Raw genomic sequence first — 25,084 nt, 5'->3', positions numbered from 1 at the left:
CTGAACGCAGATCGCGGTTGGGGAATTAGAGGCAGCGGGCTGTATACAGATGAGATTGTCCGCGAGACGTCTGGAGAATGGACGTTCAAATCCAGGGTTGTGGCGCGGCTCAAAGATCTTAGGCCCGGCTCATTGAGTCCGGGACTGGGCGAGCTTTATGCCAGGTTTTTCCGGAGCATCATGGAAAACTCATAGCCCTTTTGCGGCCATATGTCTCGCCGCCAGATAGCCAAAGGTTAGGCCCGGTCCGATGGTGATCCCGCCGCCGGGATAAAAGCCGGACCAGATCGAATTCATATCGTTGCCGCAGGCATAAAGGCCTTCGATTGGCTGGCCGTCAGCGTCCAGAACCCGCGCATTGCCGTCACACACCAATCCGGCGGCCGATCCGATATCGCCCGGCCACAATTGGATAGCAAAAAACGGTGCCTCTTTGATCGGCCCAAGACACGGGTTGGGAGAATGCGACACATCGCCCAGATACCGGTTATAGGCGGTGCTGCCTTTGCCGAACTGCGTATCAACGCCGGTCTCTGCAAATTCATTGGCGGACGCGATTGTTTGCGCGAGGGCGCCTTGCGGAACGCCGATCTTCGACGCCAGTTCATCAACGCTCTCGGCTTGGATCAAATATCCCGCCTTGATGAGTTGATCGTAAGCCTTGGTGCCGACACGCGCCATTCCGAGGCCATATTTGGCTAAGAACACGCTGTCGCAAATGAGATGTACCGGAGCGTGCGAGCCGTCTTCATTGGCTTCAACCATAGCAGAGGCGAAGACATGGTAGCTTTCGGCCTCGTTGACGAACCTTTTGCCATCGCTGCCCACCGCAACCGAGCCGGGCATTTGCCTGTCGCCCATAAGGTGCGGGAATTGGATGAACTTGTCTTTGCCCACTTGGAGCTTCGACACAGGCGCAAAGAAGGCGTTTCTGGCGTTGCTATTGGCCACCCTTCCATTCGCCTGTTTGCCGAGTTCCAGACCATCGCCAGTGTTGGTACGAGGAGCCATGCTGAAATGGGCATCAGACGTTGGAAGGTTTGCGCGCCGCCATTCTTCACTATGCGAAGCGCCTCCGGTTGCCAGCACCACGCCGCGTCTTGCAATGATCTGATATTCGCCGTCAGCGGTCGCGGCGGTCACACCGGTTATTTGATCGCCGTCTCTGATCAGCCCCTTGGCCTGCGTGCCGCGAAACATTGGGATACCCGCGTCCAGCGCAGACTTGTACATCGCGGCAACCATTGCGTTTCCGTACACAAGCCGGGTGCCGCGCGGGTAGCTGAGCTTATCAAACGCAAACCGCGCGCCAAGTGCTGCGAGTTTGACGAAGGCTTTCGCCGAAGTCTTGACCTTCTTCATATTGGCCACGTCATCCAAAGTGACCATCAACCCGCCAAAGGCCATAAACTGCGGCAAGGGCGAGCGGATATCGGTAAAGTTCTTGCCCAATCTGCGGCCATTGAAGTGCGCCGTGTCCATTGTGCGCCCGCCCATTACCGAACCTTCCAGATCGGAATGATAGTCGGGTGAATGCTCGCGCGGGATAAAGCGCAGATGCGTGTGCGCCTCAAGGTAATCGACCGCTTCGGCGGCGGCATCCAGATAGGTTTCTATCAAATCGCCCGCATAATGATTGCCGAGCAGTTCCTTCAGATAGGTGGTCACTTTTTCACGGCTATCTTCAGCGCCCATCTGTTTTGCATGGCTGCTTCCCGGTATCCAGATCGCGCCGCCTGAAATCGCGGTGGTGCCGCCAAAGGCCTTGGTCTTCTCGATGATAACGACGTCGAGCCCTTCGGCCGCTGCGGTAAGCGCGGCGGAAAATCCAGCGGCCCCGGAACCGATGACAGCCACATCGACCTCCATGTCCGAAGACACCGAATTGATGGCTGGACCGTTTGTCATTCTGCGACCGGCTCAGGCTGTTTCTTAAGGCTGCCGGACAGTGAACCGATCAATACCGATGCCACAAATATCCCGATTGCGGCCGGGATAAGGACAGGCGCAAAGTGACCGTATGCATCGAAAGATGCGCCAAACAGCATCGGCCCAAACGCTCCCCCGATATAGAGGATCACCATGATCGCGCCGAATATCTTGGCGTAGTGTTCCCAGCCGAAAATGCGGTTGATGACATAGGATAGAACATCAAACTCCACCCCGGTGCCAAATCCCGCCAGCGCAATCGCAAAGATGATCATCGGAGTGCTCAAACCTTCAACCGACAACATCCAAAGCCCGATGGACAATGACATGATCAGCACCAATCCAACGATCCCCGGATTGAACTTGTCCAGCAGATAGCCGCCGATGATGCGGCCAATGACTACCGACACCCCAAAGGCAGTCGCGGCGGTGACTACCGCGCCCGCATCTGCGCCGCCGCTCGCCAAGATGACTTCCATATTGGTGATGAGACCCGCGACCGCGAAACCGATCGGCATATAGGCAATAGCAATCGCCCAGAACCGCCAGTCTTTGAGCGCCTTTTCAAAGGGTATACTGACCGCACCGGGCGTTTGGTTTTCGGCCTGTGCATCAGACGCGGAAGTGACGTTTTCCGGCTCCCGAAACCACATCAACACCAGCGGCAGCACAAGGATGAGCGGAAGAGCGGCAAGCCCCACATAGGCACCGCGCCAGCCAAATTCTGAGATCAATCCAGCGGTAATGGGTTTCAATAAAGCGCCGCCAAGTCCGGTGCCAAGCAGCGTTAAACCCAAGGCAAGGCCAAGGCGTTTATCAAACCACGAGGTCACCATTTTCGTCCATGTCAGCGGCAGAGCGCCAACGTAAGAAACGGCAGTGAAGGCCGCCAAGATGTAGAAAATGATGATGTTGTTCGGGATTAAAGCGTGCAGCGCGATGAACACGGACGACAAGATCAGCGCGCTTATAGTGATAAGCCGGACGCCAAATTTGTCGGACAGATAACCCACAACCGGCAGGCTCAGCACCACGGTCCCAATCGAAACCAGAGAACCCAGTTGGATCGACCCATGCGACCAGCCAAATTCGTTTGACAATTCGGGCGCGATGGCTCCTATAGTGTAAAGCAAGATGTTCGACCCGCTAAAGGCAACGCCGAGCATTGCGGTCAGCACAATCTTCCAGCCTAGAGAAAACTCATTCATGGCATGAACGCCCCCGGTCGGCTGGATAATGCACTTATGGTTCTCCCGCAGCTTTATACTCTATTTCGCCGTCGAATGTGCCAATGGCAAAGGCATCGCGGCCCTCGATCTTCGCGCGCACTTCGCCGTTTGCACCCCCTGTCAGTAGGCTGATCACTTCCTCAGCAATAGCAGATGGCGGCATCAGCGGGACCTTGGCCTGCCTGACAAGGTCAGAGAGCATGGCTGTGTCCACCGTCCCCGGACACACGGCATTGATGCGCAGTTTCGTGCCCTGATTAGCGGCTGCAACGCTGCGCACCAATTGCAGAACCGCGGCCTTGCTGGCGGCATAGATGGGATCGAACGGCGTTGCGACGAGCGCAGCACGCGAGGTGGTGACCGTAATCGCGCCGCCACCCTCACGCATCAACGGGATCAAGTGCCTAAGCCCGTAAAAGACGCCATCGACATTGACCGACATAACCCGCCGATAGGCGTCCGTGGGCGCTTTCTCAAACGGAGTGAAGGGCGCATCGGGCGGGACCGTCATGACCCCTGAATTGAGATGCGCGTAGCTCGGCGTTCCAAGCTCCTGTGCGCATCTTGAGATGGCCTCCTTCACGCTTTCTTCGCGGGTCGCGTCGCAGGGGATGAAGAGGCCCCCGATTTCCGCTGCAAGCTTCTCGCCAGCTTCTTCATTGATATCGCACACCGCGACTTTTGCACCGGCACTGGCCGCCTGCCTGACGACCTCAGCGCCGATGCCAGCAGCGCCTCCCACTATGAAGAAAACAAAACCTTCCATCTCGGCTTAGTTCAGGATCGCTGCATATTTCATCAGCTGTTCTTGGTTAAAGCCGCTGATCCCGGCTGTGCCGTCATGAGTGAGGCCGCCATCGGGATAGAAGTTGGTGCCGGTGACCCACGAGGAATCATCGGAGGCAAAGAAAGCAATAACCGGCGCGATATCTTCGGGGCTGCCCATCCGGCCAAGCGGAAAGATTTCATCGCGCACTTTCTTGGTCGCACCCACCAGCATTTTGGCCTGCTCATACGTGATGCCCTGACGCATGGCGTTTGAGGCGATGATGTGACGGCCTTCGACCGAACCGATAGCGAGGCTGTTGAAGCGGATGTTGTCGCGGCCATGCTCAATCGCCAGCGCCTTCATCAGAGCCTGAAGCGCGCCTTTGGCTGCGCTGTAAGCGGCGATATGCTTGATGCCGACATTGGCGGTCATCGAAGAGCTCACCAGAACGCTGCCCGATTTCTGCTCAATCATGGTCGGCAATGCGGCGCGAATGGGAAGCCATTGGCCGGTGAGTTCCAGCTCAAGGCAGTCAGTCCAGAACGCTTTGTCTTGCTGCAGGGCTTCTTTGACCCAAACCTCGCCCGCGTTGGAGAACACCATGTCGATGCGCCCGAATGTCTCAACCGTCTTCGCGGCAAGCTCTGCGCAGTCGTCTTCATTGCGCGTGTCGGACACCAGAGCCAGCACCTCTGCCCCCGCTTCGCGCGCCGCTTCGGCTGCTTCGTTTAGCTTGTCTTCGCGGATGTCCGAAAGAACCAGATTTGCGCCCTCCCGCGCGCAGCGCAGTGCTGCAGCTGAACCAATAGAGCCGCCGCCGCCGGTCATGATCAGTGTTTTTCCGTCCAGTCTCTTCATGGCTATATCCTTGCTAAATTCAAAAATGAGATTGTCGCTTTCCGGGCGCTACTTCAGCGCGAAACCCACGATCAGCTTGGCCGCTTCAATGACCATTTCGCGCTGCTCTTTGGGGTCCATGTAATGGGTGGCGTCAAAGTAGTGGTGCCCGGTGAAACGCTCGCCAATGGCCTCTTCCCATTGGGTCAAGTAATCAGGATGGGCGCGGTGATCCCCTATCTGGACGATGCTCAAAACGGGGATCGTTGTTTTGCGCATATCCGACGGGCCATCAGCGTGGCTGATATCGGTTGCCCATTGGCTTAGCCACGAACGAAGGCTGGTAAATCGGCCCAATCCATTGCCAGCCAAATTCATGGCGCGAATGGCGTTCACATCGCCTTTGAAATCCGACGTTTCGGCAAACATGAACGGATCGGCATTGGTCCGGTGCACGACGAAAGCTTCATCAGCGCCCGGGCCCTGTTCGGCTTCCAGCTTTGCCAACCGGTCCTTCACCCACTGCGTGATCCGCTTCATCCGTGCAGCCTGACCTGCTCTGATCTTGGCAATGAATTCGTCAGAGAATGGCGGTCCGTTGTCGGGGTTAAAAACATCAAGCGCCGGATCGGTTTTGCTGAGATCATTCTCGTCCAGCACTGAGGCATCGAGCACATTGCGCAAAGTTTGCGAGCGCCCAAGATGGTGACCAAACAAGACCAGTTTATCAGCGGGGGGAAGATGTTCGGGCAGCAATCCGCTCGGCCGCCCATCGGGGAGCTGCGTCGCGGTCAGATTTTCTGCCTGCGCCTGATAAAAGCAAAAGAGTGACGCCCCGCCGGAAAAGCCGAGCAGAATGACTTTCTCATACCCTCGCTCTTTCAAGAAACGCACCGCGGTTCCCACATCTTGGGCACAGCGCTCCATATTCAAGGTGGCATCATTGCCAACAAAGCGCGTGGCAATCGCGGCGCACGGTAGGCCCATCATCTTCATGGGCTCAAACATATAAAACCCTGCCACTGGCACGGTTGGGTGCGAGAAGATGGCGATGGTTTTGTGGTCCGGAACACCGTTATCCGGCTCATACAGATCAAGGCGAACACTTGGGTTGTTGTTCACCGCCGGAGGGTAAAGCTCAAACGGCAGCCCCTCTTCCGCTGCAAGCAGGTAGGAGTGCATCGGCAGTGCTTTGACCGCGCTCATAGCCCGATACCTTGCGACGGTTTCTCTTTGATATGCTCGATCAGCGCATCAGAGGGTTTGAGCGGCGCATAGGCGTCCACGCTAACGGCGGTGAGCTGACGACGTGCGCCTAGCTTTCGCATGGCGTTGAACATCTTGCGAATACCCTCGCTTGGACCGTGCAGCAGGCCTTGCGGGGCATGTGAAAAGATGCCGCCGGGAACGACAGGGTGATCGTGAATGAACACGGTCTCATCACAATCAATGTTGCGGTGGTTGGATGGCAGTTCTTCCGCAGTCAAATCCGCGACCGCCATTTGAGGTAGGAAGGTGACGACCATCATCTTATCAGTCTCAAACGTCGCCCATGATGACGGGGCCAGATGAATGCGGTCCGAGCTTATCGGAATGATGTCGTGGATGTTTATCTTCAGCGGGAATAGATCACCCTTCCAGCCGATCACATCCATGGGATTGGAAGGATAGAATGCCGAGGAATACTCCCCGCCATGCTTGATCCGCAATTCCCATTCATCGCGCTCAGGCCAATCATATTTTGCAACATCAGGAACCGTTACCAGCGTGGGATCGAACGGCGCATGGCGCCCGACCTGCTCGTGTTCGGAGAAACGAATGGGATCGGCGGACTGCGTGACATAGAAAACGCCGTCTGGTGTCCTTGGCATATGCCGAAATGTCGTTCCCTTCGGCAGCAAAACATAGTCGCCCGGTTCATAGTCAATCGGACCGAACTCGGTTGCAAACACGCCTTCGCCCCGGTGGACGAAATAGAGCAAATCGCCATCGGTATTGCGGTAAGCGTAGGGCATATCTTCTGCCCGGCGGCTTAGGCCAACCTGCAAATCCTGATTGGCTGCAAGCACAGTGAAATCTGCGCGCGCATCGGTGCTATCGCTGGTTTGAAACTCGGTCGTAAGCGCGCTGCGAACACCAAGACTGCCTTCGATCCGGATGAGCTCATTGGGAGAATCTTGATGGTAGAGCATCGCGGCTGGCCCGCTGAAGCCCTGCCTTCCGAACAGCTCTTCATGCATTTTCCCGACGACACCAACGCGCGCCTGACGCGGTGTCTCGCCGCGGACATGCTGGATCCAGCTTCTCTTCATTCTCGCCATTCCTCCTAAACCACCCCTGAGAGGTGATTTTGTATGGCAAATATGTCAATATGGCACGAGTGTCAAACTAGAGAAGCGAGGACTTCAAAGGGCCTTCAGCAGCGCGGCCAATCCCGACTTTCCATCCGCGTTGATGACTTCAAGCGATTGTGCCAGATCAGCTGATGCGTGCTTTACCCGATCACGCAGATCGGACTGCGGATTGGCGCGCCAGTCGGCGGCCGCGCAATCGAAAATGGCCGACGTCAGCCAAGCGATAGACTTGGCGCGCCGCTCTGGACCGCTCTTCGCCGGGATATGGGGGACAAGCAATTCCTCCAGCATTTCGCGCTGCATAGAGCGCCAGGATGCAGCGCGATCAGCGAAGTTGCGCGACGTCAGCCCCCGCTCAAGCCGCTTGCGATTGAGTTTGTCATGAGAGAAGGCAAGCGCCTGTTCGATGGTGCCGACAAGAGCAGCGGTCTCCGGTGGCAGGCCATCTTCAAGCCTCTGCACAATAAAGCGGCGCTGATCCTCAATCGCGCGGCGCACATCGAGATAGATGACATCATCCTTGGTCTCAAAGTACCGGAAGAACGTGCGAACAGAAATGTCAGACCTGTCTGCGATTTGTTCAATGGTGGTGGCCGCATACCCGCCGCCATCCTCACCGCCATTTTGCTCAAACAGCTCAGTCGCAGCTTCGATGATACGGCGGCGCTGCCTTTCACGGCGGCGCTCCGCTGGCGTCATTTTGTTTTCACCCTCAGCCATATCGGACACCTCTCTTGAGCGGAAATCCGATTGGCCCGACTGGCCTCATTGCAACTGATTTCCGGAAAAGCGCCAATTTGGCATAGATGCCATTACTGCACAACCGTGCCGGCTTGCTGGCTAATTGGAGGATAACCAAGAGCGAGATGACCGAACTTGCATCTGCCAAATGGACCATCAACCTCAGGATTGTGCACGCAGCCGCGTAAAGCAAACCCCATTGGGCAGGCTGCTGTTCGAAAGAGCACAAAGTGAGCCTGTTCGCGAAACTTGAAACGTCTTGCGTTTGCGGCTCTCCTGTCTGATTGAACGGTAATCTGATCTTCTGATCTATGCTTGCATGAAACCGATATCTGGCGTTGCGAAGCGTCCGATGTTAGGGGCTACGTAGGTTAAGTCAGACGTGCGAACGCCAAACCACTGCGCCAATGTTGAGGCATACTGATCCACGGCGATGGTTGGCAACAAGCGCCCTTGCCCAACCTGATCATCAGTTTTTACAGAGATGTGCGGCGCTGTCCCGTAGATCTGCCCTCCCTTTACGCTTCCTCCCATGACAAAGTGGTGACCGCCCCATCCGTGATCACTGCCTCGGCCATTGAATGTGAGGGTCCTGCCGAAATCGGAAGCAGTGAACGCAGTCATCTGTTTGTGCAGGCCTAGGCGGACAATGACCGAGTAGAACTGATCAAGCGCAGCATCGACCTCAGCCAGGAGGCCTTGATGTTCCTGTTTAAGGTTCGTGTGATTATCAAAGCCGCCCATCGTCACGAAGAAAACCTGCCTCGTCACCCCGAGCGCCTCTCTCGCCGCCATGACCTGGGAGACCAGTGAAAGCTGGCCCGCCAGACCGCTGCCACCTGCATAACGGGTGAAGTCTGGCACATTCTCAAGTGCGTCATTCACAAAACCGGAATAGTCGATGGACCGCGCGTTTATTGCGGCCTGATCAGTCTCTAAAACGTGTCCGCCGTGGTGGCGCAGGAGCGTATCGAGCGCATTTCCAGCCGCAGCGCTCCCATACAACTGGCTGAGGCCTTGTACCTTGGTCGCACCGCTTGAGCCCACGCGGTATGCACCCGTTTCTTGGCCGCTGAGAAAGACAGCGTTCCCGCTGGTGTTGATCGCAGTGAACATCGCGTTCTGGTTGGATGACAGACCAATGTCGCCAAGCAAGCCGCCCCAACCGGTGACAGCCCCTTCGGGCTGAAAGGCTTGCCATGTCGAGCGCTGATCGTTGTGCGAGAACAGTTTGGCCGGCCGAGGATATGCGCTCAAGTTTGCGCTGTCATACTGAGAGCGTGTGAGCGGCGCCAAGAGAGGCCCTACATTCATCACAGGTGCCATCACGCCTTCGTCGAACCGTGCTTTAAGCCGAGGCATGGAAGGGGCCAATGCAAGAACTTGATCGTCCGTCAGAACCTGCTTCTCTTTCGGCAAAAGAACCGCTGCACGAAGGTCGGCTCGACGCATTGCAACACCTTCCACGCCGCCGCGGAGCGCGGAGTACCGGTTGTAGTTTAGACTGTCATAGGGAATGAGCGTGTTGGAGTGATCATTTCCGCCTGCAAGAAAAACGCATACAAGCGCTTTATAGTCTGCAACGCCCGATTGCGCGGCAAGTTCACCAAGCCCTGCAAGTCCGAGCGCATATGCACTGCCTGCCCCTACGGCGGAAAGCGCAGTTGTTCGCCTGAGAAATGCGCGCCGGCACATTTCTTCTGCTCTTGAGATATGCATGAGCAGGCTCCTATTTTTGAATCAGATAATCGTTGCTGCACATGACCAACATCACCGCAATATGAACGCGCCTTAGTCTGCCTTCGGTTTCGTCCGCAGTCCCTATTGGTACGTCTTCGATGGCGGTTCTGATCAGGTCGCGTGTCGACGGTCTCAACTGACCGCCGGTCAGCAGCAGATCGAGGCGATCGAGAAGTGTATCAGGCGCGTCAGCGATTTCGGCCTCGGCCTCATATGCGGATGCAATGTCATCGGTCCAAAAGCCGGTGCCATCAATCGTCCGGCGCATGAAGTTGATATAGCCGGGGACTGAGTCTTCGTCGACCAACTGAAATTCCGGTGCAACAAGTCCGTTGGCCGCCGCTTGCGATCGGGGGGCGTGAATTGCGGCCGGAAAAAGTTAAAGACAGATGGTGCCCGAAATGGTGCTTGTTTCAACAATCCATCAGCAGCAAGATCTCTGATCTGCCATATGCCAGAGGGGGAACGCGCCCCAAAGGTTCGTCCCCATTGGGCATATCTCAGCATGGGTTCACGAAGTTTGCCAAAGGTGGGGCTCTCAACCCCAGCGCCCGATAATGCTTCGGGGTCAGTGATCACCGCCTTGAAGGTCGCCCCTAAGTCACCTCTAACTCCCAATCCATTGTTCTCGAAGGCTCCCGCGACCCGCTCGACATATGCGCGCGATGGGTTGCTGGTCACGAGGCGCTGTATCAACTGCGTCGCAAAGAAGGGCGCTACGTTGGGGTGCGAAAAGAGGTGATCCAACGCCAGTTTCACAGATTGCTGAGGGCCGGTGCCTGAGGGGATGGTCAGCCCCAAAAACCGCTTGGATTCAGTTGAGTGTGTGGTTCCGCCTTGCGGATCGCGCCACTGCGCCGGGTTGGAGGTCATGGGCCGCCTTGCCGTTTGGACATCAGGAACCCGGCGACCTGCACCGCGCGGATCGGGCGTCAGAACCGTACCCGAGAAGTCCAAATCGAAACCGGTAAAAACCTTGGCAAGGCCTTGGACATCGTCATTTGTGTAGGTCTCGGTTGCCGATCCCGACTTGCTTTTGAGACTTCCATCGATGTTGAGCTCGAACAAGCCGATGGTGAACAATTGCATGATTTCACGGGCGAAATTCTCGTCTGGAAGTCGGCCGATGGAGGGATCGCTTGGCATATTTCCGGCATGATCAAGGAACACACCCATTGCCGGACTGAGCGTCACAAATTCAAGCAGATCACGGAAATGTCCGAATGCGAGATCGTTTAGTCCGTCCCAATATTCGCCAACGGCTTGAGCAGGCCAGGATATATCCAAGCGATTGATTGAAACCACGAAGATTTCAGAAAGTGCGAGCGCCATGCGCATGCGAACACCGCTGCCTCCACTCATCAAATGTGACCACACCATGTAGTCGAAGAAGAAAGGGCGCTGCCAATAGGCATTGGTGTCGATTTGATCGTAGCCTCTGGTCTCGAAAAAATCCTTGGCGCTTCCATCGCTGCGGCGGGCCATTTCTCGGCTTAACCAAGTCTCAAGCCCGTCATCATTGATGGATGAGATATCGGCGTCGTTGACAGACAAATTCGCGTGCAACGCTGCCCTTGCGGCCGATCTCTGCTGTGAGGTGAGCGCTCCAGTGCTTGGCTCGGAAGGCGACGGTGTTGGTGCAGGTGTTGGCGAGACTGCACTATTTGGCAGTCCTGCGGCTCCTGAGCTTTGCGATCCGCCGCCGCCGCAGGCAGAAACGCCAGCTGCGCCTGCTGCTAAAGCAATTTTGGCTTTTGCAACGGTCCGGCTGGGCAATGCATCTGAGGAAACTCGCTCCTCATTGAGGTCATGTGTTTCAAGGTTATGATCGAACACGTCTCACTGCCCTTTATCGTTAAGGAATGCAGTAAGATGTTGATTTTATCAGCCCTGAAGTCGACCAGGTGTAATACGTATATATGATTAATGGACCAAAACAGAGGCAATTGTAAAGCAGCGTACAAATGTTACTTGCAATGCAATCTGACGAATAAACGTGCGAATACATATACCATTAGATGTGATTTTTTATTTTGATGCCACAGTATTCCACTGCCTAAGTCACTTTACGTAGTCTTGGGAACATTAAACAGGGGCCGCATGCAAAGAGTTATATCCAAGGCCGATCAGGTTGAAGGTCCTGAAGCAAGTGACCTGATGGTATGAGAGGCGTCAGTAAGCGCCTTTGAGGGCAGGAGCAGGCCGCTCAATCAGCAATTAGCAGCCGTCGTCCTCGCCTTCTCCTTTGCACGCTTCTTCTGCCCAAAAGTCGTCGTTGCCAACGCCGGTTACAGGATCATCGATCAACGCAATCTCTGAGGTGTCTATGTCTCCGGGTAAACTAATAAGGCCAAATGCTTGGAGTTCTAACATTGCAGGGGCCTCGATCGCTGGCTCCTGACTATCCGCCAACGCTTCGACCACATCCCGGGTCTCAGAAATGGATTGTGCAAGGTCGCCCTGAGTTTCGGGGGGAGCGGAGATGATGAAGGAACCGGGGAAGGTGTGGCCGTGGGTGGCGGTGTAGGCGAAGGTGTCGGCGCAGGCGTCGGCGTTGGCGCGGGTGTCGGCGCAGGCGTGGGCGCAGGCGTGGGCGCAGGCGTGGGCGCAGGCGTTGGAGCTGGCGTGGGCGTAGGCGCCGGTGTCGGCGTAGGGGTAGGCGCCGGTGTCGGCGTAGGTGTAGGCGTAGGCGTAGGCGTAGGCGTAGGCGTAGGCGTAGGCGTAGGCGTAGGCGTAGGCGTAGGCGTAGGCGTAGGCGTAGGCGTAGGCGTAGGCGTAGGCGTAGGCGTAGGCGTAGGCGTAGGCGTAGGCGTAGGCGGCGGTGTGGGCGCTGGTACTGTTGCAGCAAGACAATTAGTGGGATTGCTCAACAGGCAGCCGTTGACGGTGGAGTTTGCAGCAAATGTGCTCGTCACATCGGTCTGGGCAATTGCGCCAAGACCCGTTTCGCCGTTCACCACGCCGTTTATGACAATCGGTTGAATTGTTCCGCCGCTATCAGAGATCAAAAGAGAATTGACGGTTATACCGCGCCGCCCGTCATTGCCTGTACCGGGCGAAGTGTTCTGGATGAACACCTGACTGGCGACGGTGTCGATTTTGAGCGCATCAGCGCGCAAAATACCCTCTGGCCGCTCGACCCCGTCGCTGATCGCCAAACGCGCATCCACATCGAATAGATCCATACCTTGGATATCAGCAAAGGCGGCATCTGTCGCGGCGACCAAATCGCTTGCAACAAGGTCAATCATGCCGGTAATTCCCCCATTACCGTCAAGCACATGAAGGCCGCCGGCCGCGCTATCAATCCGCAGTAAATCCTGGGCCTCAGCGCTCAGCACTGTCGCCAAAGTGGCATTTGTGACCTCGACATTGCCATTGATGACAATATCATCGCTCGACTGGAAAATGAGATCGCCAGTTTGGCCGATGTTCTGATCAGATGCGCTTGACCCATCGCCTGCGACCACGTCGAGATCAGCGACACGGATCAGAGCATCGCCGCCCGCAGAGACTGGGACCACCCTAATCAACACGCTACCGGCGGAGTGGATGCGCGAAAACTCGTCATTGTCGATTTCGAACACGCCCGAATTGCTGGCCGAGCCGCCGATGGACGCCTCGTTTTGCGCCGTAAGTGTTATGCTTTGGGTGAGGGTCGCATCACCCAGGGCGCCATTGCCCGAAATGGCGATGTCATTGGCGGCCACATCCACATTCGCGCCCACTGCAAATGCATCAATCGTAAGCATCCCGCCTGCATCAATCGAAAGGTCGCCATCGGCTGAAATCTGGCCGCTCAGATCCAGATCATTGGCAGAGGAAAGCGCGGCGTCCCCTGCGGCATTGGCGGACTGGATCGCGAGGCTGCCATCTGTTGCCACATTGATCACTCCTGCTGTCGCAGTCGCATCAAGCGTGAGGTCGCTTGCGGTCTGGATCGTGACGGCATGACCCGAAGCGGTCACAAGATCATCGACAATCGCATTGCCGGTGATGGCAACGGTGCCATTGACCGCGGTGAGGAGGACACTTTGCGTCTCAATTTGGCCAATTGAAACGCCCATATCGCCCGAGATACGGGTGAGCGTTGCTGCGTCTCTGACAGATTCCAGATTGGCCGCGCCGCCTGCATCAATACTCACGCTCTGATTGGAGACCAAGGTTGAGCCTGCCAGCGCGGTTACGTTTCCGCCTGCATCAATGAGCAATTGACCGTCAGCGACCAGCGTATCGAGCGAATTGGTGTTGCCAGAATGGCTAATCAGGAGATTGTCTGCGACATTGAGATCGGCGGTCCCTCCAACGATCAGTTGCGCATCCCCTACAGGCATAATGCGTGCGTCGCCCGAATTGGCGTTCAGCGTCAGATTGCCTTCGATATTGCCGCTGTTGATTGCCGCGCTCGCGCCTGTGATTGTGATGTTGGCGGCGAGATTGGCCTCATCAACCGCCGCATCACCGGCGGCGGTGACATTGATTGCGCTGGTATCGGATGAGACGAAACCTGCATCAATGCTGCCGCCTGTGAGGGTGAGCCCATCCTGCGATGTCGCGCTACCAATCGACAGCGTGCCGCCTGCGGTGAGCGCAATCGCATCGTTCCCAGTTGCCGCTACGTTCCCAATAGACGTGTCGACAGAGCCGCCCGTAATGTTTCCGCTTGCAGTCAAAGTGAGATTACCGTTGCGCGCGCTCGCACTTTCGAACGTGAGGTTCCCTGACACGTCGAGAATAAAAGCATTGCCCGTTGTAATGGAGCCAAAGGTCACATTCCCGGTCGCATCAAGGTTGGCCGTGCTGTCCGATACAATAATGCCTGTGCCGTTAATGTCGCCGTCCTGCGCATCAAGCGTCAGCCCTGAGACATCAGCATTGTTGAGCGTGACGTTCGCGCCCCGGATCACGGTGGTCGCAGCGGAGTTGGCGGTGCCGACCTCGGCGTCTCCTGTGGCAATGGCTGACACCGAGCCAAATTCAGAGGAGATCAACCCCGCATCAATGCTGCCGCCTGTGAGCGCGAGCCCATCCTGCGACGTTGCACTACCAATCGACAGCGTTCCTCCTGCGCTGAGCGCTATGGCATCATTCCCTGCCGCTGCGACGTTTCCAATAGACGTGTCGACAGAGCCGCCGATAATGTTTCCGCTTGCCGAAAACGAGAGGTTCCCGTCGCTAGTGCTGGCGCTGTCAAAGGTAAGGTCCCCGTTCACATCAAGCGTAAAGGCGTTCCCTGCGGTGATGGACCCAAAGGTGATATTGGCAGCGGCGTCCAAATTGACGGTGCTATCGCTGGTAATCACTCCGGTGCCTTTGATGTCGCCTGTGGTCGCATCAAGCGTCAGCCCTGAGACATCAGCATTGTTGAGCGTGACATTCGCACCCCGGATCACGGTGGTTGCAGCGGAATTGGCGGTGCCGACCTCGGCATCGCCTATGGCAATGGCTGACACCGAGCCAAATTCAGAGGAGATCAATCCCGCATCAATGCTGCCGCCTGTGAGCGCGAGACCATCCTGCGACGTTGCGCTCCCAATCGACAGCGTCCCGCCTGCGGTGAGCGCAATGGCATCGTTTCCAGTAGCCGCTACATTTCCAATAGACGTGTCGACAGAGCCGCCCGTAATATTTCCGCTTGCCGAAAACGAGAGGTTCCCATTGGCCGTGCTGGCATCGGCGAATATAATGTCGCCGCCTGCATTCGCGCTAACGGCATTGCCTGCTGCAAGAGTGCCAAAAGTGATGTCGCCGCTGGCATCAAGGTTGGCGATCTGAGCCGCATTAATAGGACCTGTGACATCCAAATCACCGGCATTGGCGTTGAGCGTTAGGTTCGCGCCCACATCAATGTCGCCCACTTCAATGCGGGCGGCGATCACATTCGCGCCGTTTGCGCCTGTAAACAGGCTCGAAATGATCGCTTCATTGGCCGATGTGACGTTGACAGCGCCAAAGTCAGAACCGATGTCGCCCGCATTAACCGTTGAACCGCTCAATGTGAGGCCGTCCTGCGCCAGCGCTGTAGCGATTGAAAGCGCCCCGCCCGCTTGAAGTGAAAGCGCGTCATTGCCTGTAGCATTGGTGGTCGCATCGGCGGTTGCCGCCAAACCGCCGGTAAGGTCGCCGCCCGCAACAAAAGTCACATTGCCATTGGTTGTATTGGCATTGTCGAAGGTGATGTCGCCGCCTGCATTGGCGCTAAACGCATTGCCTGCTGAGATCGTGCCAAACGCGATGTTGCCAGACGCATCAAGGTCAACCAATTGGACCGCATCGACCGAACCGGTCAGATCCAAATCACCATCGATCGCGTTGAGATTGAGGGAAGCGCCCACATCAATATCGCCCACCTCGATCCGGCCTGCTGAGACCGATGCACCGTTGAGGCCAGTGAAGATGCTGCCAACGATCGCTTCATCGGTCGATGTGATATTGATCGCGCTGAAATCGGATGAAATTTCGCCCGCATTAACGCTCGAACCGCTCAAAGTGAGACCGTCCTGCGCGCGCGCTGTATCAATCGAAATCGCTCCGCCTGCATTGAAAATCAGCGCGTCATTGCCACCCACATTGGTGGTTACATCGGCCGTCATAGCCGAGGTTCCTATGATGTCGCCGCCAGCTGTGAATTGCAGGTTTCCGTCGGTCGTGCTCACCGCATCAAAGGTGATGCTGCCCCCGGCGAGTGCAGTAAACTGATTTCCAGCTTCCAAAGTGGCTAAGGAGATATCGTCGGCAGCCGTGATAGCGATGCCAGAGCCCACATTGACGGTGCCTGTGATCGCAATGCTTCCACTTGTGCTGAAACGGTTGCCCACTGAAAGAAAGCCGTCAGCGACGACTGTGCCAAGGGTTGCATTATTCGCGACAACGCTAGCATTTGTCGCCGCGTTAATCTGATCGATATCAGCGCTTACTGTGTTGGTTACAGTAACGGCTCCAAGGTCCGAGATTAGCGTGCCTGCATCCACGCTACCGCCCGCAAGCGTCAATCCATCTTGCGCGCGCGCGGTGCTAATCGTCAGTACGCCGTCAGCAGTTAGGTTCAGCGCATCATTGCCACCCACATTGGTGGTCGCATCCGCCGTCATGGCAAGGACGCCAGTGAGGTCACCGCCAGCATCCAAGATGAGATTGCCCTCGGTGGTGCTTGCCTGATTGAAGTTCAAATTGCCGCCTGCAAACGCGCTGAAGGCATTGCCGCCTGCGATCGTATCAAACGCAATATTGTCGCTTGCAACTATGCTTACCGTGGAGCCAGCGTTCAGGATCGTCCCCTCGCTTGCTACAAAGTCCCCGCCATTCGCGCGAACCGTCAATGCGGTGCTGGTGTCGATCGAAACCGTGTCCATTGTGTTGTTGGTATGGGTGATGAAGATATTGTCTGTGGCTTGCAGGACCGTCGCGCCGTTGACGATGATCTGGCCCGTCCCATCCAGGTCGATGACTAGATCGCCGGTGACACTAAGCTGCAATCCACTGTCAAAGTTCAAAACTTCGCCGTCGTTTGCCGTGAGGTCTGCGTTACCCGCCGATTGAAGCTGAACAAAGGAGGTGAGATTGGCATCTTGAAGCGTGATGTTGGCTTTCGATGATTCCCCGGTTGAAAGGGTAATGATGCCGCCTTCCGAGGATGCCGATGTGGCTGGCGCGCTTCCAACAGACCCGCTGACCAACAAGTTGATCGCATCATTCTTGGGTATGGCGACAAAGGCGATATCCGGCCCCGGGCCTTGCGGGCTCAGACCCGTGCTGGCGGCGCTGTCCCCATGGACAATGCCGGTTGCATCCGATGTGCCCACATCGACTGTGATGCCGAACAGGCCGTGATCAATCGACAAGGTCGTTTTCTCCGCTGCGACGTAGGAGATCGAGCCATCGGCCATGACCACCCCGTGCTGCTCAACCCGGGGCGCGATCAGGGCGACATAGCCATTGGCGCCGTGAGCCGCGATCTGTGCGCCTTCATCGACACGAATGAGGCCATCGCCCGAGGGCGCACCTGACAGGCCAATGGTGCTGCCTGCACTGCCAAACGCCTCAAGGTCGGGCGCATTGGTGGTCAGCAGCAAGCTTCCCACATTGATCGACGCGTCCTGCCCCACGATTAGCCCGCCGCTGCTGTAGAACCAGACATTGCCGCCGATCCCGCCGCCAGCAACCGTCGATGAAACCGAACCATCAAGGCGAACGGCGCTGTCAAAACCGGGTGTGAAAACCCGGTTGAGGACGGTGTAGTCAGACAGCGCTGAGCTGAAGGTTAGGCGGCCATCCTTGCCCAAAAAGGTGACCTGCCTCCCTTCGCCGCCCGATGCAAAGGTCATCCAGTCTATGATTGCCGATTGGCCAAGAACGCGCACTTCGTCGACCAAAGCCGAGGCGCGAAAGTCAATTTTTGAGCTGTCGAAACTTGCATCCGCTCGGACGTTGATCCCAGACTTGGCCGTATTATTGCTGGTGATCGGGCCATTCACTGATCCGTTCACTGAACCTATTACTGGCCCGATCCGCTCAGAAGTCGGAGCGCTGACCTGAGGCATCTGAGGTGATCTGTAAGAACCAGTGCTTTGCACCGCAGGCGGAACACGAAGTTCTGAAAGCCGCGCTTGTGCGCCTGAGCGGTCTAGCTGAGAGATTTGTGGTCCGGTTTGCCAGGCCTGAGCTGCGGCGGCTGGCGCTCGAACTTGCGCTTGCGCACCTTGTGCCTGTAGCCCTGCAGCAAGGGCGATGCTGCTGCCCACGGTAAGGATAGCAGCGCGCAATCGCGCTGTGCGCAGGCCCTTGCATTGGGCACGATCGCGATTTGAATTTGGTTGCACCTTGCTGTCCCCCCAGACTGCGTAAACTCTGCATCGCACAAATTGCGCCGTTGGTCGAATCTGGCACTCGTGAAGGGCCGCCTCGGCAATGATGCTCTCAGTGGGCCCATCACTTCGCCGCCAAATGCTCCGACAGGAGGCGAGCCGCTAAGAAGTGCTCAAAACCGTTCAATCAACACGGCCCTGGTTGCAAACATCGGCACAGCCATGCGCCGTGCCGAGGACGGAAACCCAATTTGCATGAATAACTCTGAGAAAATGAGATGTCGGTATATCGCGAATGATTCTTACTTGCAACACTATTGACTCTCATTCGCAATAACTGCAGGTGGAGCAGATCAGGCATCGGTTCAGGAGGGATCAAGGGGTGAAATTTCGACTAGGAGGCACTTCGCGGGTCGCGATCAGCAGCGCGTTGCTGTTGTGCAGCGCACAGGCGGCGTTAGCGCAAGATCAGGAGGCGTCAGAGGAAGCGGTGGATGAGCCGGTGATCACTGTCACGGCGACGCGTAATCCAACATCAGCTTTCGATTTTCCGGGTCAAGTGTCTGTGGTGACACGCGATGTGATTGAGGACTTCAATCCATCGACACTCCAAGATGTGTTTCAAGCCATTCCGGGGGCGCAGTTTGATTCCGGCCCACGGCGGACTGGCGATGCTCCGACCATACGTGGCCTTAGCGGTAATGGTGTGCTTATCTTCCAAGATGGGGCGCGGCAGAGCTTCGTCTCTGGCCACGATGGGCGCTTCTTCATCGATCCAGAGCTTGTCCAGACTGTGGAGGTGGTACGCGGACCAAGTTCAGCTCTTTATGGCTCTGGTGCGCTTGGCGGTGTTATTGCGACCAGCACCGTATCTGCGAGAGACCTGCTTGAGGATGATGAGACGTTCTACCTCAAGCTCGGCACAGGCTTCCAATCGGTCAATGACGAGTTCCGTGCGAGCGTCACTGGCGCTGGTCAATCCTCTGACGATACTTGGGATGTGCTTGGTCATTTCACCTATCGCAACTCCGGCAGCATCGAATTGGGAAGCGGCGACCTTCTGCCTGCCGATGACGATATCACCTCGGGGCTGTTTAAGGTAACTGTGCGACCCAATGACGCATTTGAGCTTTATGCCTCTTATTCGCGCTACCAAGCCGACTCGACCGACCCGCAAAACCCGCAAGGCGTCAATCTCGCCGGACCAGGCAACGCTTTGGTTTTCCGCGATGCGCGTAATGACACTGCGCAGTTGGGCCTGAATTTCAATCCGGCGAGCGATGCGATCAATCTCAATGTTGTCGGCTACTACAGCATCAATGGCGTTGAAGAGGACGAGGTGGAAGACCCGCGCATCACTGATCGCGAAGTTGAGACCTTTGGTATCACCATCGACAACCGTTCGCGCATCACGCTTGGCGATAATTCCTCTCTCACTTTCACCTATGGCGGCGAGTACTACCGCGATGAGCAGGTCGGGCTGGATACGGACACCACTGATGGAACGCGCGGCGGTGTGCCCGATGCGGAAACAGAGTTTGTTGGGCTGTTCCTTCAAGCGGAATTGACCCTTGCCGATGGTATCCCGGGAGAATTAAGCGTCATTCCCGGTATTCGTTGGGACAACTTCGACTCTACTGCCGATGGCGAGACATTCGAAATCGACGACGATGAGTTCTCGCCCAAGCTAGGTGTGTCATACAAACCGATCCCCGAACTGCTGTTCTTCGGGAATTGGTCGCAAGGCTTCCGTGCCCCGTCGTTCAATGAGGCTTTTGCCGATGGCGTGCATTTCTCCATTCCCAATCTGACGGCTCCTCCAGGCCCCTTTGGTCCAACCTTTGTGCAGAACCTCTTCATCGGTAATGAGGATTTGCAAACCGAAGAATCCGAGACATTTGAGTTTGGTGCAGGCCTTGATCTCAATGGTATCTTCGGCTCATCCGATAGCCTGTCGATCAAGAGCTCTTATTACGAAAGCGATGTCGACAATTTGATTGGACTTGATGTTAACACGCCGCTTGGCTGTTTTGTCCCAAGCCCATTCGTGCCGCCGTGCGGGTCAGGCGTGGAGTTCGGCAACACCAGTCAGAATGTAAACATCGCCAATGCTCAGATCGATGGGATAGAGATCGAGTTCAACTACAACTCAGAATATGTCTACGCGCGCGGCCACTTCTCGACCATTGACGGGGTGAATGCGGACACTGGAGAGTTCCTCGAAGGCGTCCTGCAACCTGACATATTCTTTCTGGATGCAGGCATTCGCCTTGGTGATAGCGGCTTCCGGCTTGGTGCTCGCACGACCATTGCGACTGAGTTCGATGAAGTGAACACGGACGTTGAGGTTCGTGACGACTTCATCGTGAGCGATATCTACCTCGTCTACCAACCGGACACCGGCCCTCTCAAAGATTTTCGCGTCGATATCGGGATCGACAATGTTGGTGATGCTGACTTCGAAGTGGTCAATGCTGGGGTCAGCCAACCCGGCGCGAATTTCAAAGCGGCCATTTCCTGGTCGCGCGGTTTCTAACCAATCAAACAAAGGGATAGAGCAATGAAATTTACGGCACGTACTCTTGGCCTATTGGGCTCAACACTTCTCTTCTTTGGCGCAGCTCCCACTCCAGCGCTGGCGGACGATCCTATTGAACGGTCAGTGGCGGATCATCAGGCCGCATTTGAAATGGATCGCGCATCCATCCTATCTATGGCGGGTGACTACAAAGTCACGTTCGACATGCAGGAATCGACCGCGTGGCTCGAAGGCTATGAACCGCTCGATCGCAAAATCTCAGGCGGGCACGAATCCATCCGAGTGATCGAGGACACGGGAACTAAGATCGTGCTCCAACACCTACTCGTCGTTGGCTCTCCAGACCAACCCTTCGTGGTCAAGCACTGGCGGCAGGACTGGGAATATGAGCCCACGCAAGTGTTGGCCTATTCGGGAGGCGAAACTTGGGAGCTAACCGAAGTGCCCGAGCGTCTGCGCACAGGTCGTTGGTCTCAGACCGTTTATCAAGTTGACGATAGCCCGCGTTACGCCGCTTGGGGCGAATGGCAAAAGAGCAATGGTATCACCCGCTGGCGCTCAAGTTGGACCACGCGTCCTCTGGCGCGGCGCGATGCCACACGTTCACCAATCTACGATCACTATGTTGGCATCAATCGCCATCAACTGACGCCCAGGGGTTGGATTCACTGGCAAGACAATACGAAGATGATGCCCGCTGAAGATGGCAGCGGTGAAATGGTGCCAGTCGTGCAGGAATATGTACTCAACACCTACGAGCGTTTCGATGATTACAACGTCGCAGCGGCAGACGCTTACTGGGCAGCCACTTCAGACTATTGGGCTGCAATCCGCACGCAATGGGATGCTCAAGCTGAGGTCAATGGGGGCATTACCATTGCACAGGAAGCCAACTACGGCACCACAGTCGCGCAAGAGTTACTCAGCATGGCTGATGCGATCCAAAAGGGTGAAATGAGCTCAGATGACGCGATTACAAAGGCCATTGCTTTGATCACTGAGGGTACGATCAGCAAGGGTGGCTAACCGGTTCCTTTCCCTCCGTGACTTCGGGCACAATCGATTGCAGCACATATCGACTGAACCCTTTTTTCGGGTTCAAAGCATTGCGTTGCTTGTCAAAATGGGAGCGGAAGGGACTAATCGGTGAAGGTCAGACTTTGGGTCGTTGGCGGTCTGTCCGGTTGTGGTGCATTTCGGTCGAAGAGCCGACATTCCGTTACCGCCCACAAGAGCGGTTCCGCTGCTTTTTGGAGGTCTAGCGAAAGTGCTGACATCTCACCAAGCGTTTATCCTTCAGCGAGAGGCGAGGCAGTTTGGGCTCAACTAGAAGATATCGATACATACAGAGAAACTCATTTAGTTGGGCATCTAAGCAACTAGAGTTTTATATGAAACGACGGCAATTTTGATCGCAGTAAGCGGTGCTGCGTGCGTAATCGTTGGAGCAGGTGCCGTGGTCAGCGTTCGAGATATCGAAACGGATCGGGAGTGCACATTTTTGGCGAGATCCTAATCTGCTTATACAGCACCTCTACTGCTCTCAGTCCGCTGGAGATGCGCTGCTCTCAGAGGCATTCACGGGTCTTGAACTCACCAAGTGGGAGAGCGTGTAATGGCGTTCAACGGTCCCACAAACAATCCCCCCGACCGCAAGGGCTGCGTGATACTCTTGCTCCGTGCTTATCCAGAAACACCAATGGTTTTAAGGGTGCGCGGTTTAATATTCGTCAGCGCATTGACTCCGGCACTTTTATTGATCGCCCGCTTTATCCAAGGACAGAGTAAGTATGTGTTTACTGTGATACCGGAGCGTAATCTTATGCTTTCCCCTGTGTGCAAAGTTGTCACCGCACTCGTGCGGAGAGATTTTCCCGATTTTATTTAGAACTGCCTTGATTTCCAAAATTCGTGCTTCAAAATAAGAGTTTGGGGTCGAGGGGAATCACGTGGGGTCGCAGCCACTTTCGAATTTGCTACACAAGTTTGCTCGGTCATGTTTGATTGCGTGCTCGACTGCGTCCGATTTCCGTGTTGTTTTCCGAGGAATCCAAGAGAAAGAAGCGCGATGAGTGATCATGTTTGGGTAAGTTCTCTATACAAAAGCGGAACGCTAAACCGCCGATGGGAAATTGACCTTTTTCATGATGGCAATAATTATGACGGCTCTTTGCTATTTGCGAATGAGAGCGGTGAGCCGATCTCAAACAAGCATCGTCCTCACAAGATTTGGGCGAATGATGAAGATCCGCCGATCAACAAGCTGCCAGCGGTATTTGATGTTGGATACGCAATTCTTGTCTCTGAAGGGGCCGAAAAAGTCTTCGAAGGCTTTGATCTAGGAAAGGGTGGTCTTTGTCCGATGGATAAAGGGATTTTCCAGGCGGATCAAACAACGCCTTATGCGACGAAATATTCCAGCTGGGTGATCGGGAACAAGAAGAGCGCGGTTCGACTTGATGAGACTTCTGCCAAAAGAAAGCTCAATCCCTCGGGAAATGTCTGGCATCTTACGCAAAATGACATGCTGGCTGACGATATGGTCGCCGTTTCGCGTGATGCGTTGGATGGTCCTGACCAATGGGTGGATCCGCTTCTCCAGGGCTCCTTGTTTCTCAGTCAAAAGCTGGGTGATGCAATTATGGATGCTGGCCTCAAAAGGGCGTTCTTCCTCCATCGCTGTCTCGTAGTCTGATTGTCGCAATGGGTGCACTATGACCGAAGTACCAGCAAAACCGGGTATGTTTGGGCAATTTCAGATCGAGCATAATCTGCATAGATAACTTTTTGAGGGCGAGATTGGTAAGGCTCTCGAGAAGGCTGGATACCGTGCCGACGATATAAGTAATCGGCGTGCTTTGTTTGCTGATTTGCAAATTGTGCCGCTACTGGAAGAATTGCCTGACGATGACCCGGTGAAAGCCCTGTTGCGCGAGGCGCGTAGGGGTGCAGTGTTTCATCGTGTCGGCGACCTCGAGGTTGCCGACGGTTTTCAGTCGTAGAAGAATGGTTTTCAGCGCGAGCTTATTGACGATTGGTTTATTAGATCGAGGCCCGATTACGATGGTCCTTTCACTAGGCTTACTAAAGGTGCATTCCAACTTAGTGTGGATTAGCTGAGCAAATTCAGAGACGATCTCGCTGCTGGTTGTTCTTTTGATCGCGCAACGCTTGATTTGCCGGACAAAGGTGCTGCTGCCATAGGTCATGCTTCCAACATGACGCCATTCGGCAACAAAAGGCCCAAATATCCAAATGAGGATGATGAAGGGCAATTGGAGTGGGGTCGCATCCAGTGACAGGGCTATTGAGATTTGATCGCGCGAACCGCGTCGGGACCAGTTTCAGACCTCGAGGCCAAATACGCACCAGCAAGCGCAGGTCCTCGCAGAGTTTGTCGGATCGCTTGATGAGACGTGGCGCGGGGCAGAGACCGATGTCGAACGCTTCGAGCTCTTCCGGTCTCTCACAGAAGAAGCTCGCTCAGCCTGGCCCGGTCATGTTGTATCACGTTCGTTGGTTGCGAGCCTTGCCTGTGTGTCCATCGTTAGACCATTTGGCACAAGTTTGAGTTTGGGTTAGCGGAGGGTTTGCCTCGTCTTGTTGGTTGATATTATGCGGCTAGCTTGCGGTGTTACAAGCGCCGATGTTGGATGGTCTTTCATTTGCTCCTTTCTCGTTGTTTGATGATGTCGTCAGCTCTACCGAAGTAGGCGCCGGCAGGAGTTACATTGTTCAGGCTCTCGTGATAGCGGTGATGGTTGTAATGCTCGATGAACGTTTCGATCTGGACCTCGAGATCGCCGAATAAGTTGTAGTTCTCCAGCAGGATGCGGTTCTTGAGCGTCTGATGCCCCATAGGACTTTAGCGCTCGATCTTGCCCTGCGTCTGGTGATGAAACGGAGCACCGCGAACGCGGCTCATGCGGTCTGCCTCGATGTAATCGGCTAGCGCGCCTGCGATGTAGTTGGGGCCGGTATCACTCAGCAGCCTTGGTTTGTGTTTGATGCTGACGGGGAACAGTCGGGCTAAACTCTGTTTTTTTGATTGGCCTGCAATACGAAAAAAAGACTGTCATTCTGAGCCAAAAGTGTGCGGTATCTGTCAGCTGCCGCGCCAGATTCCATAACAATCCGATATG

15 protein-coding genes and 1 pseudogene are annotated in these 25,084 nt (G+C 55.7%); 3 read left to right on the top strand and 13 right to left on the bottom strand.

Annotated features, from left to right (window positions below):
- Window positions 1-189: 189 nt before the first annotated feature.
- The 11 genes from AC0V60_RS00410 to AC0V60_RS00360 form a co-directional block, all read right to left on the bottom strand.
- A complete protein-coding gene (locus AC0V60_RS00410; protein WP_486176587.1) occupies window positions 190-1,908 on the bottom strand; it encodes an FAD-dependent oxidoreductase in 1,719 nt (572 codons plus the stop codon).
- Window positions 1,905-3,137, bottom strand: coding sequence for an MFS transporter (locus tag AC0V60_RS00405; RefSeq protein ID WP_486176586.1), 1,233 nt, complete (start codon window positions 3,135-3,137; stop codon window positions 1,905-1,907). The genes AC0V60_RS00410 and AC0V60_RS00405 overlap by 4 nt, the downstream gene beginning before the upstream one ends.
- A 34-nt stretch (window positions 3,138-3,171) precedes the next feature.
- Entirely contained in the window at window positions 3,172-3,924 is a 753-nt protein-coding gene (locus AC0V60_RS00400) for an SDR family NAD(P)-dependent oxidoreductase (RefSeq protein WP_486176585.1), read from the bottom strand.
- 6 nt (window positions 3,925-3,930) lie between these two features.
- A complete protein-coding gene (locus AC0V60_RS00395) occupies window positions 3,931-4,785 on the bottom strand; it encodes an SDR family NAD(P)-dependent oxidoreductase (protein ID WP_486176584.1) in 855 nt (284 codons plus the stop codon).
- A gap of 48 nt (window positions 4,786-4,833) precedes the next feature.
- A complete protein-coding gene (locus AC0V60_RS00390; RefSeq protein ID WP_486176583.1) occupies window positions 4,834-5,970 on the bottom strand; it encodes a hypothetical protein in 1,137 nt (378 codons plus the stop codon).
- Window positions 5,967-7,076, bottom strand: a complete 1,110-nt coding sequence (locus AC0V60_RS00385) for a homogentisate 1,2-dioxygenase (protein WP_486176582.1) — start codon at window positions 7,074-7,076, stop codon at window positions 5,967-5,969. The genes AC0V60_RS00390 and AC0V60_RS00385 overlap by 4 nt, the downstream gene beginning before the upstream one ends.
- A 93-nt stretch (window positions 7,077-7,169) precedes the next feature.
- Window positions 7,170-7,838: a TetR/AcrR family transcriptional regulator gene (locus tag AC0V60_RS00380; RefSeq protein WP_486176581.1), complete on the bottom strand. Its 669-nt coding sequence runs from the start codon at window positions 7,836-7,838 to the stop codon at window positions 7,170-7,172.
- Window positions 7,839-8,168: 330 nt separating this feature from the next.
- Window positions 8,169-9,578, bottom strand: coding sequence for a DUF1501 domain-containing protein (locus tag AC0V60_RS00375; protein WP_486176580.1), 1,410 nt, complete (start codon window positions 9,576-9,578; stop codon window positions 8,169-8,171).
- A 168-nt stretch (window positions 9,579-9,746) separates the two neighbouring features.
- Window positions 9,747-11,435: a DUF1800 domain-containing protein gene (locus AC0V60_RS00370; RefSeq protein ID WP_486176579.1), complete on the bottom strand. Its 1,689-nt coding sequence runs from the start codon at window positions 11,433-11,435 to the stop codon at window positions 9,747-9,749.
- A 381-nt stretch (window positions 11,436-11,816) separates the two neighbouring features.
- Window positions 11,817-11,972 (bottom strand): hypothetical protein, encoded by a 156-nt coding sequence (locus tag AC0V60_RS00365; RefSeq protein ID WP_486176578.1) that lies wholly within the window; start codon window positions 11,970-11,972, stop codon window positions 11,817-11,819.
- Window positions 11,966-18,361 carry a beta strand repeat-containing protein gene (locus AC0V60_RS00360; RefSeq protein ID WP_486176577.1) on the bottom strand — a complete coding sequence of 2,132 codons (6,396 nt, stop codon included), beginning with the start codon at window positions 18,359-18,361 and terminating at the stop codon, window positions 11,966-11,968. The genes AC0V60_RS00365 and AC0V60_RS00360 overlap by 7 nt, the downstream gene beginning before the upstream one ends.
- Window positions 18,362-18,785: 424 nt before the next feature.
- Here AC0V60_RS00360 and AC0V60_RS00355 point away from each other — a divergent pair, with 424 nt between their 5' ends.
- From AC0V60_RS00355 to AC0V60_RS00345, 3 genes are all read left to right on the top strand, one after another.
- Window positions 18,786-20,939, top strand: coding sequence for a TonB-dependent receptor domain-containing protein (locus tag AC0V60_RS00355; RefSeq protein WP_486176576.1), 2,154 nt, complete (start codon window positions 18,786-18,788; stop codon window positions 20,937-20,939).
- 24 nt (window positions 20,940-20,963) lie between these two features.
- Window positions 20,964-21,968 carry a DUF6607 family protein gene (locus AC0V60_RS00350; RefSeq protein ID WP_486176575.1) on the top strand — a complete coding sequence of 335 codons (1,005 nt, stop codon included), beginning with the start codon at window positions 20,964-20,966 and terminating at the stop codon, window positions 21,966-21,968.
- A gap of 1,042 nt (window positions 21,969-23,010) precedes the next feature.
- Window positions 23,011-23,637: a hypothetical protein gene (locus AC0V60_RS00345; RefSeq protein WP_486176574.1), complete on the top strand. Its 627-nt coding sequence runs from the start codon at window positions 23,011-23,013 to the stop codon at window positions 23,635-23,637.
- A gap of 190 nt (window positions 23,638-23,827) precedes the next feature.
- Here the strand turns inward: AC0V60_RS00345 and AC0V60_RS00340 are convergent, their stop codons facing one another.
- Window positions 23,828-24,151, bottom strand: coding sequence for a hypothetical protein (locus AC0V60_RS00340; protein ID WP_486176573.1), 324 nt, complete (start codon window positions 24,149-24,151; stop codon window positions 23,828-23,830).
- Between the two features lie 452 nt (window positions 24,152-24,603).
- A pseudogene (locus AC0V60_RS00335) lies at window positions 24,604-24,954 on the bottom strand (integrase core domain-containing protein); the annotation flags it as partial.
- Window positions 24,955-25,084: the final 130 nt, after the last annotated feature.

The organism is Erythrobacter sp. S259, assembly GCF_057364965.1.
Note: the sequence above shows the minus strand (reverse complement) of the source record. Positions and strands in the feature narration are given on the sequence as shown.

Excerpts from the sequence above, each read along its gene's own strand:
- AC0V60_RS00350 (WP_486176575.1), top strand. The coding sequence starts at position 20,964 with ATGAAATTTACGGCACGTACTCTTGGCCTATTGGGCTCAACACTTCTC.
- AC0V60_RS00395 (WP_486176584.1), bottom strand. The coding sequence starts at position 4,785 with ATGAAGAGACTGGACGGAAAAACACTGATCATGACCGGCGGCGGCGGC.
- AC0V60_RS00365 (WP_486176578.1), bottom strand. The coding sequence starts at position 11,972 with ATGTTAGAACTCCAAGCATTTGGCCTTATTAGTTTACCCGGAGACATA.
- AC0V60_RS00375 (WP_486176580.1), bottom strand. The coding sequence starts at position 9,578 with ATGCATATCTCAAGAGCAGAAGAAATGTGCCGGCGCGCATTTCTCAGG.
- AC0V60_RS00390 (WP_486176583.1), bottom strand. The coding sequence starts at position 5,970 with ATGAGCGCGGTCAAAGCACTGCCGATGCACTCCTACCTGCTTGCAGCG.
- AC0V60_RS00345 (WP_486176574.1), top strand. The coding sequence starts at position 23,011 with ATGAGTGATCATGTTTGGGTAAGTTCTCTATACAAAAGCGGAACGCTA.
- AC0V60_RS00385 (WP_486176582.1), bottom strand. The coding sequence starts at position 7,076 with ATGAAGAGAAGCTGGATCCAGCATGTCCGCGGCGAGACACCGCGTCAG.
- AC0V60_RS00405 (WP_486176586.1), bottom strand. The coding sequence starts at position 3,137 with ATGAATGAGTTTTCTCTAGGCTGGAAGATTGTGCTGACCGCAATGCTC.
- AC0V60_RS00380 (WP_486176581.1), bottom strand. The coding sequence starts at position 7,838 with ATGGCTGAGGGTGAAAACAAAATGACGCCAGCGGAGCGCCGCCGTGAA.
- AC0V60_RS00400 (WP_486176585.1), bottom strand. The coding sequence starts at position 3,924 with ATGGAAGGTTTTGTTTTCTTCATAGTGGGAGGCGCTGCTGGCATCGGC.
- AC0V60_RS00340 (WP_486176573.1), bottom strand. The coding sequence starts at position 24,151 with ATGACCTATGGCAGCAGCACCTTTGTCCGGCAAATCAAGCGTTGCGCG.
- AC0V60_RS00410 (WP_486176587.1), bottom strand. The coding sequence starts at position 1,908 with ATGACAAACGGTCCAGCCATCAATTCGGTGTCTTCGGACATGGAGGTC.